Genomic DNA, 19,139 nt, shown 5'->3' with positions numbered 1-19,139 from the left:
ACCGATATAAAATATCAATAATACTTCTATGAAGACAAAGTTTATGACAAAAGTCACAGTTTTAATATGTTTATCCGCATTGTGGTTCGTGCAACTTGGTTATGCACAGCAAACCGATTTCGAAATAAATAGATTAAGTCATTCCGATATTGATAACCTAGTGGGTACGACTAATCTATATGATACCGAAGACCCGGAGAGAGCGTTAACAGATGTAGTATCATTAGATCCGCATACTGTATTAAAACTAGAAACAGATAGTGATATAGCGCCTTATTTATCATTTAAATATGCTATCGAGGTAACTGTATATCCGTATGATAAAAATAAAATTGAGGGAGCTCCGTATTCAATGACCCTAGAGGTTGTGAACAATGCAACTACGGGTGGCGAATTTGTTGATAAAGTCGTACATAAAATAAAAAATTCATATGGAGCAAGAGTAGTTTTGGTGAGCAAAACTATTTTAAATCTGGATGATAATTCCAGTATTGTTGATACTCCACAAAATGTTTCGATGTCATTACAATTTCAGGCAGAGCGATACTATGCTTTATTAGACGAATCACCAATTATTTTAGCAACAATTAATAGTGATCCTATAGATAATGTTCAGGAAAGTCTGGAACTAGATTGGGGATCTATCAAAGGAGCTATAGATTACGAAGTAGAATGGAGTTGGGTAGATCGTTTTACGCATACGGTAGGTGCTAATGATTTAACTGCAGATCAAATTTCGTTAACGCAAAGAGAGTTTGAATTAAACAGTTCAGCCATACAAACCACTCAAACAACGTATAAAATACCGCTGATTCATGATAAGGGATTTTTGATTTACAGAGTTCGTGCGGTAGGAAGATATGTGGATCATGAAGATCATGTGAATAGAAGATATTATGGAAAATGGAGTAACGGAACAACAAATAAAACAACGGTAGCCAGCTGGAGACCGGACTTTATCGAAACTACAGGTCATGAACAACAAAAAAACTGGCAGTTTCAGGCATCTTACGCGGAAGAAGGAAAGAAAAAAGAAATTGTAAGTTATTTTGATGGGACATTACGTAATAGACAAACTGTTACTAAACTTAATAGTGATGATCATGCGATTGTTGGAGAAGTTATCTATGATAATCAAGGTAGGCCAGCAGTTCAAGTGCTTCCGGCACCTACGAACAATAACGTCATAAAGTATTATAAGGATTTTACCAAAAGTGACGGAGCTCAACAACCTTCAATTTATACACATAATGACTTTGATTGGGATGCTCCCGGAGAGGAAGGAAAAGGAAAGGTAGAAACAAAACCTATGTCTAACTTAGAGGGAACTTCAAAATATTACTCAAAAAATAATGATGTCGAAAGCCCCTATAGGGATAGGGTTCCGGATGCAGAAAAGTATCCTCTTTCACAGATTGAATATACTTCGGATAATACCGGAAGGGTGAGAAGACAAGGAGGAGTTGGTAAGGACTTTAAACTGGGTTCTGGTCATGAAATGAAATATTTTTATGAAAAACCGGATCAGGAACAGTTAAATAGGTTGTTCGGATATAAGGTGGGTGACGCTTTGCATTATAAGAAAAATACAACCATTGATCCTAACGGCCAGGTAAGTGTTGCGTATATAGATCCTCACGGTAGAACTATTGCTACTGCTTTGATCGGAGAAACTCCTGATAATCTCAATGGATTAGATGACGAAATAGATGCAGAGGGAGAATTACATAAAAGGGTTACAAATAATCTGTTGTATACCGTTGCAGAAGAAGATAAGAACGAAGATTATTTTGATTTTAGCGCACCGCTGATCGTAGTTTCTGAAGAGGGAACTGATTATCAATTCAATTATAGCCTTACAAATACAAACACTTTTCAACCTGATTATTGTGATACTCCAGGATATGGTTTTGTATATGATCTGGAAATATCACTTAAAGACGAACTTGGCAATGATAAGTTCGAACCTATAAAAGAAAAAATTGGTGCCAAAGGAAATGCTACCAGTATAACCTTCGAGAAAGAAATAAACAATGTAAAGCTATACACTGGCTCTTATACCATATCAAAAAAGATAACGATAGATCCACAGGTATTGGCAACATATGCCGATGAGTATATTGCATTTATTCAAGATCCGACGAATGAAGGATGTTACATAAACCCTGAAGATTTTGCTCCAAAAGCGCAATTAACGGATTGTTTTACATCTTGTGAAGATTGTGTAACCAGTCTGGGCTTGCAAGAAACATATATTGTGGATCAACTCATCGCATATTTTAACAACGATTCTTTTGTTGCAGATGGAGTTGATGGAGGATATATTACTGTTTCCTGGACGGACAAACCAGATGATATTAATGGGGATCAATCCATTGTTTCCTCTGCGGTAACTGGATTAATAAAACGTTACGATAGAGAATGGGAGTTATTAAAAGAAGCATGTCAGGAACCTTGTAATATACTTTTAGATAGTTGTGAATTAGAAAAAAGTTTATTGATATCCGATATCTCACCAAAAGGACAATACGGAAGTACGGATGCCGGAAGCTCTCTTAGTGTTTTTAATGATAATAATCGATTAGGAAAACCTAATGTGGTAGAAAGTTGGAGAAATCCAGTTACTCCATATGTGGATGAATCAGGAGTGCAATCTAAAATTCGTGTTACCATTCGTACAACTTGGCCAACTGTAATATCTACACCGTCGATCAAAAAAGATGCTGATATATTTACGGATATTGATGAAAATGGGGAGTACAGATGGGTAAAACCAGAATCATTACGAAATTTAAATGATTTTCTAGATAATTGGCAGGTATCTTGGGCGAATTCATTATTACCGTATCATCCGGAATATGCATATTTAGAGTATGCTTCAGAAATATGTTTACAAACGAACGCTGTTAATGTTTTAAATCCAGAAACGGAAGCCTTCACTAGCAAGCAGGTTAACCCTACAGAATATGATTCTTATTTAGATACTGTAAATACCTATGCAGAAGCATCATCTTTGCTTTCAGGTAACGGAACCGGAATTTTTATAAATGATCCTTTCTTTAAAAGTAAGCATTCCCTGGAAACCAGTGTAATATTTGGTTTACGAAAAGGGGTGATGCAAACAGCAATTTCGCAGCAATATGAAACCGCAAAAAATGGAGATGGAACTGGTATACCTATGTTAGAATTTGCCTATCGAAATGTGGTTTGCAATGGACTTACAGCTTGTTCAGAAAGTTATACCGGGTTGCCTTCAATCAATAGTCTTCCCAAACCATTCAAGGATGAAATATGGCAAAGCTATAAGAATTACTACCTTAGTTTAAAGCAAAAAATAAAATATACGTTCCAAAGTATATACGCAAAACAAAAAGGTTCGATAAATTACTGTATTGGAGTAGGAGAAAAAGGTGCTGCATCTATGGTGTTGCGTAATTACCCAGAGTTTGCAGCTATTTATAATGTCGAGAGTACTATTTCAGAATTACAGTATTGTGATCGTAATATCGCCAATTTATACAATGCTAAACAAAAAAGGTTCTTACCTGTAGACGTGAGTTATGATTCAGGTGTTGATGAAGTAGATGCTATCGATGAGTTAGAGGATAGAGGAGATTTTGCTACTTATGCACAAACCGGAAAGTGTCCATTGATTTTTGATATGGAAATGTTTTTGAATGGTTTTGCTACTGAAAAGAATGATGTAGGAGTTTCTAAAGCTTTGGAAGGAACACGTAATTATAATAGCAGATATCTTGTTCCATCTTTATTCAAAGCATTTGGAGGTACCTTAGGAGAAGGTGATGCCATATCATTTAACGGGGTAGTAGATGGAAGTTCCTTGAATATCGGGATGAATATTAATAATGATTCTGCCTATATTCCATGCCAAAATCCGATTACCCTAACATTGCCACAAAACAATTGGAATCCAAGCGATACCTGGGAAAATTACAACCCCGGAACGGCTGATGCGACTACAGACTGGGAAATTTTAGGTTTTAGCAATTTATATTATGAACAAAATATTTCTAATACTGAAGCGGATATCTACGGATTCAAGGTGATTGCTCAGGTAAGATCCGGTTCAAGACGATTCGAAGCCATTTTTACCGGAACCACCTGTGCCGCTGTCGGAGAATGTGGTTTAAAAAATGATGGTATAGGTGATGTATTAGATGATACCAATGGTGGTTTATACGATGATTGTAATAAAAAATACTTGTTTAGGGATGCATTAAAATCACTATTGAATGATCTTATAGATAACAATGAGGTAAATAACAGTTTCTTTAACATTTCTGGACTTACTAGTTACAAAGATGGTTATCTACCAGAATTTTTAGGGACAACAGAAATTAATAAGATTAGATGGGAAGCGAATCAAAGCCAATATCAAATCCGATCCAATCAAGGAACTCATGTTTCTTTAGAATTATCTGAATCACTTGCTACATTGGGAATACGAGATATTACCGGAATTTATATCGAAAAACGACCTGTATCCAACAATGCATTCGTAGCAGATATAAAAATCTATTACTACACAACTGATGGAGTATATCAAAATGTAACGGGAACAATTACCCAAGATGGCACTAAGCTACTAGATTTTAGTTGTTGTAACTATATTGAAGGAGATGATGGGGGTGGAAATGGAGATGAATTCTTTTGTGGAAATGACACTTCTTTTAAACCACAGTTTGCATTTCATTTTAAAAATCTAATGAATGCATTATTGGCCAGAGGAGAGTTTTATAGTAATAATATTCCTTTATCTACATATCCAGAATACAATACTTTTCTACAGAAATATTTTACAAGATATAATACATACACTTGTGATCAGAATGGTTGCTCTTATTTAGATTTCACCAATGCATCTAATGTGATATGGGACGGATCTGGTCTTGTTGAAAACTTTGGTGATCGTGGTTTTGTTATAAGATATCAAGGAAGTTATGACTATATGTTATTTAATTTAGATACTTCGTTCTCAGGAATTCCTGAAACATTAAAAAATATTGCTTCTATTGATTTAATTAATTTTTATGATGGGACTAATACGAACTCAAATGCAAGTTTAATATATACCACAATAGATGGAGAAACAATTACCCAAAATGATACTAGTTTTGTGTATTGGTTAAATTCTTTAGGAGATGATGCTTTCACTGATCCGCTATACTTTGGTTGTGATCTTAGTGTAGACTTTGATCAAACTCTTGACTGTAATCAGGAGCAATCGTTAAAGCCTAAGTTTGCGTATCATTATAAGAATTTGATGAATGAACTACTCAATAAAGGAGCTTTTTATTCAGATAGCGGTACTTCTTTAGAAAATATTACCAATTATAATGTATTTATTCAAGATTATCTTACAAAAAATTATTTGCATGAGAATGTTCTTAACGCTCCGGATTTTGGAAATACCAATAGTATTTCCTGGGGGACAGAGATTTTTGCGGTAAATGGTAAAAGCTATGGAAGATTTGAGTTAGAAGAAAATAATTTCCCAGATAATAGGTTTACGATTAGTGTTACAGGAGAAGAAGACGAATTATCAGTATTAGAAAATTTAAATACTATTTTGTCGATTGATTTTGATGTGTTTCCGCAGTCGGGATCTGACAAATTCGGTAGTGTTACTTTTATGTCTAATTCTGGAAGAACGATTACTCAAAAAGCAGAGTTCTATTTTCGAGGTTTAGATGATTTTAGTGAATCGGGATATAGCTATTTTGATCCATATTTTGGTTGTGATCTTAATAATAATGGATCTTCTGATGGTGATGATATATCTGGTGTTTTTGGTACGGATTGTACCAATGCAACATTACAAGCTAAATTCTCAACAGATTTTAAAAATTTGATGAACGCCTTATTAACGGATGGCAAATTCTTTGATGCTGAAGTTCCATTGTCTAATTACAGTGAATTTTTTACACCGTTTTTGCAAGAATTCATTGATAGACATTACAGCTACGTCTGCAGATCTTATGGGGCTGAATATCCAGAGGATTGCGCTGCCGTCGACTTTTACGACCTTAACAAATTAACGTGGGATGGTTCGGGAGCGCTGCTAGATCCATCAGCTTATTGGGTAGATAGAAGACTAAAAATTAAACATGCAGATAGCTCATTAGATATGATGTTTTATTGGGATGCTGATATGTCAAAAATTATTCAGGTTAATGATATTATTTTTCCGGATACAGGAACGAATCAACCAAACCTGGTATATCAGGACGATAGTAATTCTATTGTGAATTTGCCACTACATTTTGACATCCGTTTACCGGGTAGAGGAACGTGGAGTATGAGTTTTTTCTGTTCTTATTTTGAAACAGATACATTTGGAGCTGTTACTCAAAAATCTATTGCTAATCTCGCAAAGAGCCAACAGGTATTTCAAGTAGCTTCAGGTGATGAGGAAGAGGATGCTGCTGGCTGTACGACCTGCATTCCACAACCGGTAGAACCTGTAAGTTGTTCTGAAAAATATGAAGAGTTTTTAACCTTTTTACAACTAGATGACACACGTTATTCTACGCGTATCCAGGATTACGAAATCCCGGATTTCTTTACAGAAGAATTTTTCTGCGGACTTAATTTTGCATACCTGGTAGATGCATATATCTATTACAATACAAAATTGGATATTCGTGATACTGATGACAATAATTTCCTGGAAATTGAAGCTTTTGGTAGTACCGAGTTAAATTATGGCTTTAATAAAATAAACGAGGTGATCGATGACTATTTTAAAGCCGGAGCAAATACGAATGGCGATAATCCGTGGCGTACTTTTGTCAATGAAACATATCTTGTGGATAATCAAGTATGTCCGCCGGCACCATTAAACCCCAGGATTGTTATAGAAATCGAGATCGATGAGGAAAATGAACCGGATCCATGTAAGGAGTTTAATTTATCTGTTAAAGAAACTTATCAGGCAGATGCTTACAATAAGTATTTGGCAGAACTTAGAGCAAACTTTATTAGGGATTATAGGATAAAAGCATATCAAACGACAAATGAAATATTTAGGAAGACGTATGCGGATAAAGAATATCATTATACACTGTATTATTATGATCAATCCGGTAATCTGATCCAAACAGTTCCACCGGAAGGAGTAGATCGTTTAGATGGTACTGCGGATAATGAGATCAATAATATCAGGAAAAACCAACCAAATTATGCAGCTGGTGATATTACAGTTGGGGATCTTACCAAAAAAGTATTGCCAACGCATGACTTGGAAACACGTTATAAATACAACTCCTTAAACCAATTGATTTGGCAAAAAACACCGGATGGAGGAGTTACTAAGTTTGCTTATGATCAATTAGGCAGAATTACAGCTTCACAAAATGCCAAGCAAAAAAGAGTAAAAGAAGATGGCACAGTACAGTTTAGTTATTCTCTGTATGATGATTTAGGAAGAATCATAGAAGGCGGTGAAATTTCGTTACCATCAGCTGTATACAGCATTACCGAAAAAGGGGAATTACTTAAAAATGGAGCAAGAAAAGATAAATTTGATGTGGAGGATCGTAATGACTTAAGAGAAGTTACTTTAAGTAAATATGATATAAGTGATGCCGATGGTCCTGAGAACTTTTTAACAGATTACGCGGCTTATAACAGTCGTAACCGTGTAACCAGTACCCGATATTTCGAGAATTATAGTCAGAACACAGCGACTACAGCCTATGACAATGCTTGTTTTTATAATTATGATGTACATGGGAATGTTAAGGAATTGGTCATGATCATTCCTGCGATGGCTGTCAATGACCCTAAGCAAGGTATAAAACATGTATTGTATGATTATGATTTAATCAGTGGAAAGGTAAACCAGGTTACCTATCAAAAAGGAGATCCGGATCAATTTATACATCGTTACACCTATGATGATGATAATCGTATTACTGCTGTAGAAACATCCTCTGATGGCATTCTATGGGAACAGGATGCTACGTATGAGTATTACGCACACGGCCCCTTAGCGAGAATGGTAATTGGAGATAAAAAAGTGCAAGGCCTGGATTATGCCTATACCTTACAAGGTTGGTTGAAAGGGGTAAATTCAGAAAGCCTAAACCCAACGGCGGATATGGGGCAAGATGGAATTGCAGGATCCAAAATAACGAAAGATGTATTTGGGTATTCACTGTCTTATTTTAACGGAGATTATAAATCTATTGGGAATACTGCGACTAATTCTTTTGTTCATAGCAATACGAGTACATTACAATCAGATCAGAATCTGTATAATGGTAATATCAAACAGATGGTGACCAGTATTACCGATACAGATGAAACTCCGTTGGCACCACAGATCAATCATTATGAGTACGATCAATTGCAACGTATCAAGGCGATGCAGGGATATGATCAAAATAAGACAGCAAACTATAGTAGTAACTATAGCTATGATCGCAATGGTAATTTGCAGACGTTAAACAGAACTACGGTTGATAAAAAAGGTAGAACTCAGGAAATGGATCAATTATCTTATGTATACAAGATGATTGCAGATCCCGAAACCGGAGAACAAAAACGATCGAACCAATTAGATCACGTAAATGATGCCATCAATGGTAGTAGGTTTAAAGATTTAAAGGATCAAAAGGAGAACAACTATACCTATGATGAGATTGGACAATTAATTAGGGATAAGCAAGAAGGATTAACCATCGATTGGCGTGTAGATGGTAAGGTGAGCAAAGTGACCAAAGATGATGGTACGATTATCAAATTTGGATACGATGGTATGGGGAACCGTATTTCTAAAACGGAAACGATTGACAATATCGCTACTACTACCTATTATCTAAGAGATACCCATGGCAATGTACTAAGCACCTACAAAGGTGTAGAGAACACCAGCCAGGATACAAAAACGCTGGCCCTTACAGAACAACATATCTACGGTAGTAGCAGATTGGGATTACAAGAATCAGGTTTAGATCTATTAGCCGAAACCCAAACAACTAACAACCCACAACTGGCAACTAACATTGTTGGAGACAAACGTTTTGAGCTAAGTAATCACTTAGGAAATGTATTAAATGTAATTACAGATCGTAAACTATTGGATGATGATCTAACCACCTTTAAAGCGGATGTAGTTGCCTATAATGATTACTATCCTTTCGGGATGCTATTCCCAAATCGTCATGGAAGTAGTAATGAGTACCGATATGGCTTCCAGGGACAAGAACTCGACAATGAAATTAAAGGCGAAGGAAACTCAGTAAACTATAAGTATAGGATGCACGACCCAAGAGTAGGAAGATTCTTTGCAGTAGATCCATTGGCTAATAAATATCCTCATTATTCTCCATATGTTTTTAGCGGAAACAGAGTAATTGATGCTATAGAACTTGAGGGATTAGAACCAGAGAACAAGATTGTAGGATGGAGGAAATTCACTAAAATTGAATCTAGACTTTCTTTTGGTCTGCAGGGAGAGATTAATTCGATTATAAGTATAGGTGGGAGTGTAATTGATTTTGATTTATTTAATGTAGGGATGATTAAATATGAAGGAGAAGAGTATTACAGTAGGACTGATGATTTTTATACTATTTTTGATGAATTCATTTATCATCAATCCTTTGATTTTAGTTTCTTGGGGAATGGAGTTGAAGGGGAATATAAGTACAAGTTAGATAGGAAGCTTTCAGAATCATTCATAGTTCGTAATGAATATGAATATTCTGATGCAGGTGTAATTGATGATGGTAAGGAAGTAATCGGAGGAGGTATGACTAAAATAGGTGCTGCTGCATTGATTGGTGGAGAAGCAAAGATTTCTGAGGGATATGTATATGGTGAATGGGATGAAAAGGATGCGCAATACGTATATGCAAATAGGGAAGATATACCTAGTCTTAATGCTCTCCTTGAAGGAAAAGTTCACACCGTTCATATTGGAGCATATAGTATAGAAGATAATGCTATTAAACGTCAAAAGAAATACGGAGGTAAAATTATTAAAAATGAAAATTTATACAAGGTATATAAAGAGTTTGACAATAATCAAGAAGCTATTGATTTTTATTATAGTATTGAAGATGGTGATGCTGTTATTAAATAATATGAGATAGCTCGTAAATGTTCCTTAAACTCTTGCTAGCACCCGAATCCTTTCGGGTGCCGGGTAGGATAGGTTGATTCAGGTTAGAATAAAAAAGATCGCTTAGTCTTATTTTGTTTATTTTTATACTCTATGAGTAGAAAGTACAAACCTGCCTGCCTTTTTTGGTAGGTTTCATAACAAATCAGGCTTGTATTTTGTGAGTTTTGCCATTTTGTATTGGATAGATGTATTCCCCAGCTACCAGACAGCTCGGATTTCAAATCCGAGCTGTCTGGTAATATTGAACTATTTTCAAATTATAAACCTAGTAAATTGAGCATTAGATTAAAGAGATCAGGTGAATGTATTATATACAAGACAATGATTTTTGCCTTATCTGATTTCTATTTGTTTTCATTATTACTATTACTCGAATTTTTCTCGGTAATAGTTTTGATAGCTTTTTCAGTATCTTTTAAGGCCTTATAATAGTTTTTAGCTAATACAACTTCATCAAAATCTGGATGCTCATTTTCGTGACCCATTTTTTCAGCTTCTTTTTCATGATCATCAACCCATCGTTTTCCTTTGTGAGAAACAGCATCTTGAATAGTATGAAGAGCTACTCCAAGTCTTTTCTTATCTTGGATTGATAATTTTTCTATATCCTTTCCTTTAAAGGAATCTATGACTTCATATGCTCCTACAATTGTTATACTACAATTATCTTTGTCAATAAATGTTCCACCATACAAAGATCGCTTTATTGCAGTTTCCTCATCAATTTCTTCCCAATATGTTCTCATAGCATGAATGGAAACCGAGGCTACCAATTCATCGCTTTGAGATTCTTTTGTAGCATCATATCCTCCATGACCGTCCTGATACAAAAGGTCATCCAGTTCCTGTGTGGTTGCTCCTCTCATACCACCATAAACTCCCAAATTATATAACAAAATACCAGCTGTTGGATGGTCTGCATAAGTTGATGCAAAATGAGCTATTTGTCTAGCAGTTTTCCTTTTTATTCCAGCTTTAATTAATGCTTTTTTAGTCATATGATAATGCCTCCAAACTGTAAATCCACCGTCTTGATCAATTGCTACAACTGGAGTATTTGAGGCAAAATTATAATGGCTTACATCCGAAAAGTTTTTAGCTAGAGGATCCAATGCAAAGAATCTACCTACTCTTGGGTCGTGCATTCTATATTTATAATTTACAGAGTTTCCCTCACCCTTAATCTCATCATCTTTTTCCATTCCATTGAATCCATATCGGTAGTTAGAAGAATTCCCGTTACGACTAGGTAACAGCATCCCGAAAGGATAGTATTTTATTATTCGCAAGTAATTGTATCCTAGTTGTATATAAAAGTAGGAAAGAAATTGAATTCTACATTATTACGTAAAAAATGATGATTTTATAGGGTGTTTTTTGAGGTCCAAAAGATTATGTGTTTATGCTTCGACAAGAGGTATGAAACTGAGATATTATTTAACGTAATGATAATTAAATGTTTGTTTTTCGTCTCATCGGGTGTTTTTGTGAAATGATAGTGGAACAAAAATGTATCGAGATGTAAACAAAGCTAAAGACTTTAATGTGCTTCGATACCCTCCATAGGTGGGTAGGCTAATTTTTCTCCATTTCATTCCGAAAAATCACTCAGCCAGACGCATACATCCACGTCAATTCACACACTGGATTAATTTTTTAGTGGATTTCTCAAAACTGAGGGAATTTTTTTATTCCGGGTTACTCAGGTAAATATGTATTGTCTCTTGTTTATGGATGTTTTATTTAGATAAACAGATCTTAACAACCCAAATCCTATATTCACCAAGTAAAAAAGTGTATTCAAAAGATATAAGAATCTACATACTAAGATTTTCAGATTTTTGTAATATGAAATAAGCCATAATAATTAGGTTGATATCCACCAATTTGATTAAATGGCGATTCCCTGCCTGTAGCAGGCGGGCATCTGACCGATAAAAAACAATAATAACTAGCAGATGAAAAAGACGACGCCGATACTACCACTTTTTAAACAATTTATCCGTGATTCTGAAACCGGGAAACGCCTAAAGAAAAACGGAGAACGCATCACCAAAGGAACCATTGATAATTATCGATTTGTGCTACATAATCTTGTAGAGTTTACCACAAAGACAGATTTTGATCTACGAATTGCGGACGCTTCTAAGCTGACAAAACGAGAGCATACTTCTGAGAAAAACTATTGGAAGAAGTTCTACCGTAAGTTTACAGACTTTATGTATAAAAAAGGTTGCTATGATAATTAAGTAGGAGCCAATATGAAGCAAATCCGTACATTTTTTAATTATCTAAAAAACGAAAGAAACTTTGATACCGGTGATTTTCATAAATTATTTTATGTTAGAAAAGAAGAAGTGGATATCTTGGTATTATCGCCAGAACAATTAAAATTTTTAATTCACGATACTACATTCGAAACCAGTTTGACCAAAACTGAGCGACGTATCAAAGATATTTTTGTTTTTGGATGTACTACGGGATTACGTTTTTCTGATATATTTCTGATCACCAACAAAAACTTTGAAGTACAAAACGGGGATTATTATTTAAAATTAAAAAGTAAGAAAACCAAAACCTATACCTCGGTGAAGTTGCCTTCGTATGCGGTACAGATATATCTAAAATATAAACGCAGAAGTACTAAGTTTGCTATTTTTGAGGCGATTACCTTATTTAATTTTAATAAAACCTTGAAACGAATCGGTGAAAAAGCCAACTTTGATACACCGATAGAGGTTTCCAGAGAAAAACTTGGTAAAGTATCTAAAACAGCTGCGAAATCTTCAGAAAGGTTTTATGATAAAATGAGCAGTCATATGATGCGTCGTACTGCGATTACTACCATGCTTATATTAGGGATGCCAGAACATCTGGTTCGTAATATTAGTGGTCATACTGGAAATAGCAGTTCTTTTTATCGATATGTACATTTTGCGCAATCGTATATAGACAAGGAGATTGATAAGGTTCATAGCAGGTTAGAGGCGTATTAAAAAATTAGTACCATACCTCTTAATTAAAAACAGTAGCATTTTACTTTAATAATAGTAATACTGGTTCAGCAATTATATGAATTTTGATTATTGGTAAACATATAGTTTTACAAGACATCATTTATCAAGCTATCAGTCTCAGGCGGATTATAAAAACGAACAATAAGATAACAAAATTAAAAAATAGAGGGTAATAAAATGTTAGTTTTTGACACTAATAAGAAAACACAAATAATGACAAACTGGAATAAACGTATTGTAATTTTTAAAGTTCTTTTAATTACAATAATATCTCACGTAAAAGGACAGGATGGAGTAATCAATATTAATTTTGAAGAGTCAACTAAAAGGGTGTTGTATCAGTACGATATTGCAGAAAGTGGCGATGTTATTGCTTTGCATGGGATTAGAACATTATCAAAAGATAAGCAAGATGCACGTATAGTGAGATTTTCTAATGATTTTGATACCATCTTCAATAATACAATCGAAAGTAATGCATTTTCTAAATTGATTGTGTCATCAGATGCCAATTACTTCTTATATCACAGAAATGTGTATGATCGTACAGGAAAAAAGTATAAGCCTTATGATTTTAAACGAGAATTCGAAACAGGTAATGTCGATCCTTTTATTAATTTTTTTGCGAGCAAGTATGATGTAAGTATTGGAAACAATAAAAACGAAAAAAAAGGATTTAAAGATAAGTTCATCACCTCTGAATTTTACTTGTTTACAAGAGATAATGAAACACTTGAGGATAATGAAATGAAACTGAATTTCCCTGATTTGCCTTATACAGAAGAAGTAATGTTGGTGGAATATAAAAAACATACAGATGATAGATTCTATTTAGCATATAAAGACTTATCCGAAGATAAAAAAAGGGATAGGTATAATATACTCGCATTTAACTATGATGGAACTTTAACCTATGACAAAAGTTTAGAGTTTACATTAGATAATAATATGTTTTTTAACTCATCAAATAATGGTTCCGGAGGATTTTTGGGAGCTGGTAATTTTATAGATAATCTTAGATATCCTAAAGAAACCATCCAGCAAGCTACTGCAGGAAATGTCTATATAGATACTGATAATAAAGCCTTTTATATGTACGGTTTATATTCTGATAAGGATAATTTTTATCACAATAGACCTAAGGGTTTCTTTCTTTTTAAATATGATTTTGATGGTAATTTGATTTGGAAAGTACAAAAAGATGTAGAAAATAAAGAATTTATGGATTCTAGAAAAGGGATCGACCTTAACATAGATTTGTTTAATATGATATCAGATATAGGAGTGGGAATTAATATCGATGGTATGCTATTTACTTTTAAAATAGATCCGGAAAATGGAACAATCGGAGACAGTGTTATACAATATTATTACAGAAAACAAAAACAAGATTATAACAAGAAGTTAATGCTATCTAGCGATACACAATTTGCAATGTTGTTTAATGATAAGGTAAAATCGTATTTAGAAACTAAAAAAGGGATAAAGCATAAAGAAATTATAACCACAAAAGTTATCGATGGTAAAGGATTTTACCTAATAGAAGAAGAAGATCATTTCCGCAGAGGAAGAGAGAATGTAAAGATTGTAAAATTTGATTTTTAAGTATTAATAAATATTTATAAAAAAACTACATGAAGAAAATAATAGTCTTACTGGGAATCACAGGAATACTTATGGCTTTTTCAGGATGTCAATCCGATGATAATAATTCTGGTCAAGCAGACTTTTTTATAGAAGGAACTGTAGATGACGAAAAGGTGTATACTGATTATTTAAGACCAGGAACTATGGAAACATATTTTACGGAGAGCAACCGTTTTACATTTCAAAGAAAAATTTCTGAAGAAAATCAGATTATATGGTTTATGTCTTTAGATGATCTGGATCTGGATAATGTAACGTTTCCAATTACCTTAAGATATTTTGAGAACAATGGTGATCCATTTCTGGATTTTTCCTATATTAATGATAATGAAGATGAGAGAAGTTCCTATAGAGTAGATAATATCGATACCCAACGATTTAGTGTAACTTTAACCAATTGGTCTAATGATATTCTATCTGGTACTTTCTCAGGAGAATTGATCTCAGATATAGATACGGATGCATTTATTAAGGTTACTAATGGATCTTTTAGAATAAAACTTTCGAGAGTTAGTTTATAATAAGTAAATTTATATGATATCGTAAACATGAGATTCATGCACAAACATTTTCTATATTATCTTGCTGTAGCAATGCTATTATTTTCTTTTGGATCTTGCCAAAAAGAACAAGAAAAGCCTAGAACAGAAATAGAAGAACGACTTTTTAACCTAGAGCAATCCGGATGGAAATCCAGATCTATTTCTCATTTCTTTTCGGATATCGAATACAATGCTACTTTAGTACCAATTCAGTATTATATTCTAAAGAATGGAGGAAGTCAGAACCTTAATAGTGTTGACTCCATATACCAAGAGTATAAAAATGAAAGAGTCGTAGAGGTAAAGTTCCAACAAGAAAAAGAAGATGATCTTTTAAAAGATATGTATACCAACCGATCGTATGAAGATGCCGTTAAATATATGGCATTTACTATACAAAAAGATTTTAAAGCAGTAACCCAATCTGGGGATACAATAGCTTGTGCCGGAGTAACGTTCGAGCGTAATTTTAAAGTAGCTCCTTTTAAACGATTATTAATAAATTTTGGTGGAATTCCCGAAAATGAGACAATCCAGTTGATATATGATGATCAATTGTTTGGAAATGGATTAATGAAATTTAATTTTAAAGAAATACCAATACAGCTTTAAAAAAAAAGTTAAAATTAAGTTAATATTGTTATATTTGCATTTTGTAGTCAGGTGTTTATACTTTTTGTTAAGCATTTATCACTTAGAAGTTTACCCCAAATATGCAGGAATACAAGAACGAATATTATAACCATTTTTCTAAGAAAAGAGATCCAATCCCTCCACAATTTAATCGAGAAGAAAATTTCATGATGCGTTTTAGGACGCAGCTACCTTATTATGGATATAATGAAAACAGTCTTACTATTATCTATTTTAAAGAAGGTGTGGGAGATCTTATCATGAGGGATAAAAAAGTAAAAGTAGACGGTAATAAGTTTGTCGTTTCTAATCCAAGTTATGGTTGGGAGTATTTTAATAAAAGTGAAGACTATATTGATGTATTGAGTTTTGCAATATCTGATGATCTTATTGCTAAGTTTAATTTCTTTGCTTTTGCTTCAGAAGATCAACTACTAAATGTTCCTTTGGATAAAATAGAGCAAAAATCTTTTTTTATAGAGAAGATATATAATGCAGATCACTATCCTTCTGGCCGATTGTTAAAATCTATCCACCAAAAGAGTTGTACTGATATCTATGAATTCTTGAATCCCGCAGAACTTACTATGGAAGTTTTGCAAGCTGTTTATAAGGATCAATTTAGAGCATATTTAATGGCAGAAAAAATAAAGGGAACAAAAAGCTCAACAAAAATTGAAGTCTTGAAACGACTGCTAGTGGCTTATGAATATATCCATGATAATATAGAACAAAAGATAACGATAGAAGATCTATCTTTTGTTTCTGCACTTTCTGAATACCACTTATATAATTCTTTTAAGAAGGTATTTGGCAAAACTCCACATCAATACATACTTAACTTAAAAATGGATCGAGCGAAGCAGTATTTATCAATTGGAAATCTTAGCATTTCTGGAGTGGCAGATATTCTTAGTTTTCCTGATTTAGCCTCTTTTAGTAAATTATTTAAAAAAACCTATGGTTCTAGTCCAAAGGAATTTTGTATAAACTAAGGGTAAAGGATTGTTCTGCCAAAAGTTTGAGAGCATAATCAACTCTAAGTTCATTTAGATACAGACTAAATGTTTATACCTGGCGTGTTAACTTTAATTCCCCCTTGATTCACCTTTAGAGTCAAAAGTGATAATAAATTTGGTTCCGATACCTAATTGACTTTCACAATCAATTTCGCCATTCATGGCTTCTACATATTTTTTTACGATGGATAATCCTAATCCTATAGATGATTCACCAGCTGTAGGCTGTGCACTTAGTTTTTGGAACCTTCCGAATAATTTCTTCTGATCTTCCTCACTAATACCAGGCCCATTATCTTCCACTACAATTTTTGTTTTTCCTTTATAAGATGTTACGTGTAATATTACGTTATTTTCTTTTTCAGAAAATTTGATTGCATTAGAAAGTAAGTTTTCTAAAACCTGTATAAAGTAGTTTTTATCCACTTCGACAAAATGATTTCCTTCTTCAATCTTCACTAATAATTTAATGTTTTTTTCTGTAGCAGTGAGATGAAAATTTTGAACTACATAGGGAACTAGCTCATTCAGATTAATAATCTCATTTATTAATTTGACTTCATTTTTCTCCAAGGCATGGGTGTCTAGTATACGACTTATCATTTGTGTCAAGCGATCAACAGAATTGTTAATTTCATTTAAATAGGTTTCTTGATCTTCAGTTACATCCATAGCTGGTATATCGAGCAACCATATTAATCCTTTCATTTGATGTAGAGGAGTTCTAAGATCATGAGCAACCAAATTTACCAACATATCTTTTTCCTTATTCAGAATGATGAGCGTATCGTTTTGTTTAGCTACTTCTGCGGTTCGTTCTTTCACCTTTTCTTCTAATATTATATTTTGCTCTTGAATTAATCTTTCATTTTCTTTGGATGATATTAGAGCAGCCAATTGCGCATCTTCTTTTTGTTTTTTATACATATTAATCCGATCACCTAGAGCAAAGGAAAGTAGTAATACTTCTAGAGCTGAACCGATCTGCATTGCATTTAAATAGCTCATTACAAAAGTTAGGTTCAATGATTCTAATATTGCAAAACAGATACCAATAATAAGAGCTCCCCAAGCGAATAAATAATAGACAGCAGGACGAAATCCTTTTAATTTGAATCGAATACCCAAAATAAGAAAATACACTGCCATAATAAGAAGTCCACCTTGAGCTAACTTCAGACCTTCTATTTTATAACCTAGTATTACAAATAGGCATACTAAAAAACCTATAACCAGAAACACTATAGAACCTTTATGCAAGAGTGGATCAGATTTTTTGGTATTCAGAAATTTTCGAGTAAATAAAGTTGCAGTAATCATAGTCAATCCTGAACTAACTACTACTAATTGATTAAGAAAAGGCGTATCCGGCCAAAAATATTCAAAGAAATAACCAAATACAGAGGCCATAAACCAAGTAATACTAAATACATAGGCAATGTAATAGAGATATATTCTCTCCCTAGTTGAAAAATATAAAAAGAGATTATATAGGAAGATCAAGAGCATAAAACCAAAATAGATTCCCTGAAGAAAATCTAAATCATGCTCATATGCTACAAAGTTAGAAAGTGTTCCTACTCTAAGAAGAAAAAACAACGGCTGATCACTCTTTACTCTAAGATAAAAAGTACGTGTTACATCCTTATCAAAATCAAGAGCAAATAAATAATTGCCTACTTCAATCTCTCTAGTATCGAATGGCAAGTCATCACCAGTATGTCGGGTAGAAATTAGTCTGTTTTCTTCATCAAATTCATAAAGAGATATAGCATCAATGTAAGCTGACCCAACATTCAGGAAAAAATTACCAGCTGTTGTTTTAGTGATTTTAAATTTTAACCAGAAAGCTGAAGCTGTACTGGAAAAATTTATAGTTTCTTGTGAATATGGTTTAAACTGTTTTTCTTGGTTGTTATTTATGATTTCTTCGATGGTTAATCCAAGAGAAACATCCTCTAAATAATACGTTTGTTTTCCAATATCCACTAGTTCTATACTATCATTCAGGGGAATTGTTGTCTGACCAGATGCAGAAAGAGTTGACAACCATATAATTGATAATAACCCTAAAAAATATTTGAAATTAGTTGCCATTCTTAATGCTTAGTATTTTAAAAAAAAACTT

General features: G+C 33.6%; 9 protein-coding genes. 7 read left to right on the top strand and 2 right to left on the bottom strand.

Annotated features, from left to right (window positions below; all coding sequences use genetic code 11):
- The first annotated feature begins 28 nt into the window (after positions 1-28).
- Complete coding sequence (locus tag Q0829_RS18240; protein ID WP_298545838.1) at positions 29-10,111, top strand: RHS repeat-associated core domain-containing protein; 10,083 nt, start codon at positions 29-31, stop codon at positions 10,109-10,111.
- Positions 10,112-10,497: 386 nt separating this feature from the next.
- Here Q0829_RS18240 and Q0829_RS18235 read toward each other — a convergent pair whose 3' ends face one another.
- Positions 10,498-11,442, bottom strand: coding sequence for an RHS repeat-associated core domain-containing protein (locus tag Q0829_RS18235; protein ID WP_298545836.1), 945 nt, complete (start codon positions 11,440-11,442; stop codon positions 10,498-10,500).
- Between the two features lie 669 nt (positions 11,443-12,111).
- Between Q0829_RS18235 and Q0829_RS18230 the strand changes: the two genes are divergently transcribed.
- The 6 genes from Q0829_RS18230 (at position 12,112) to Q0829_RS18205 (ending at position 16,987) form a co-directional block, all read left to right on the top strand.
- Positions 12,112-12,402 carry a hypothetical protein gene (locus Q0829_RS18230; protein ID WP_298545835.1) on the top strand — a complete coding sequence of 97 codons (291 nt, stop codon included), beginning with the start codon at positions 12,112-12,114 and terminating at the stop codon, positions 12,400-12,402.
- A 12-nt stretch (positions 12,403-12,414) separates the two neighbouring features.
- Complete coding sequence (locus tag Q0829_RS18225; protein WP_298545834.1) at positions 12,415-13,149, top strand: tyrosine-type recombinase/integrase; 735 nt, start codon at positions 12,415-12,417, stop codon at positions 13,147-13,149.
- Positions 13,150-13,383: 234 nt separating this feature from the next.
- Positions 13,384-14,775: a hypothetical protein gene (locus tag Q0829_RS18220; protein ID WP_298545832.1), complete on the top strand. Its 1,392-nt coding sequence runs from the start codon at positions 13,384-13,386 to the stop codon at positions 14,773-14,775.
- A 29-nt stretch (positions 14,776-14,804) separates the two neighbouring features.
- The gene (locus tag Q0829_RS18215) at positions 14,805-15,338 is read left to right on the top strand and encodes a hypothetical protein (RefSeq protein ID WP_298545831.1); all 534 of its coding nucleotides are present in this window, start codon (positions 14,805-14,807) and stop codon (positions 15,336-15,338) included.
- Between the two features lie 36 nt (positions 15,339-15,374).
- Positions 15,375-15,971, top strand: a complete 597-nt coding sequence (locus Q0829_RS18210; RefSeq protein WP_298545829.1) for a hypothetical protein — start codon at positions 15,375-15,377, stop codon at positions 15,969-15,971.
- Positions 15,972-16,072: 101 nt separating this feature from the next.
- Positions 16,073-16,987, top strand: a complete 915-nt coding sequence (locus Q0829_RS18205; RefSeq protein WP_298545828.1) for a helix-turn-helix transcriptional regulator — start codon at positions 16,073-16,075, stop codon at positions 16,985-16,987.
- Positions 16,988-17,080: 93 nt separating this feature from the next.
- On the opposite strand, the gene Q0829_RS18200 is transcribed toward Q0829_RS18205, so the two are convergent.
- A complete protein-coding gene (locus tag Q0829_RS18200) occupies positions 17,081-19,108 on the bottom strand; it encodes a sensor histidine kinase (protein ID WP_298545826.1) in 2,028 nt (675 codons plus the stop codon).
- Between the last annotated feature and the right edge of the window lie 31 nt (positions 19,109-19,139).

It is taken from the genome of uncultured Aquimarina sp. (genome assembly GCF_947492405.1).
Lineage (GTDB): Bacteria > Bacteroidota > Bacteroidia > Flavobacteriales > Flavobacteriaceae > Aquimarina.
The sequence above is the reverse complement of the archived record's forward strand: the minus strand, read 5'-3'. Positions and strand labels throughout refer to the sequence as shown.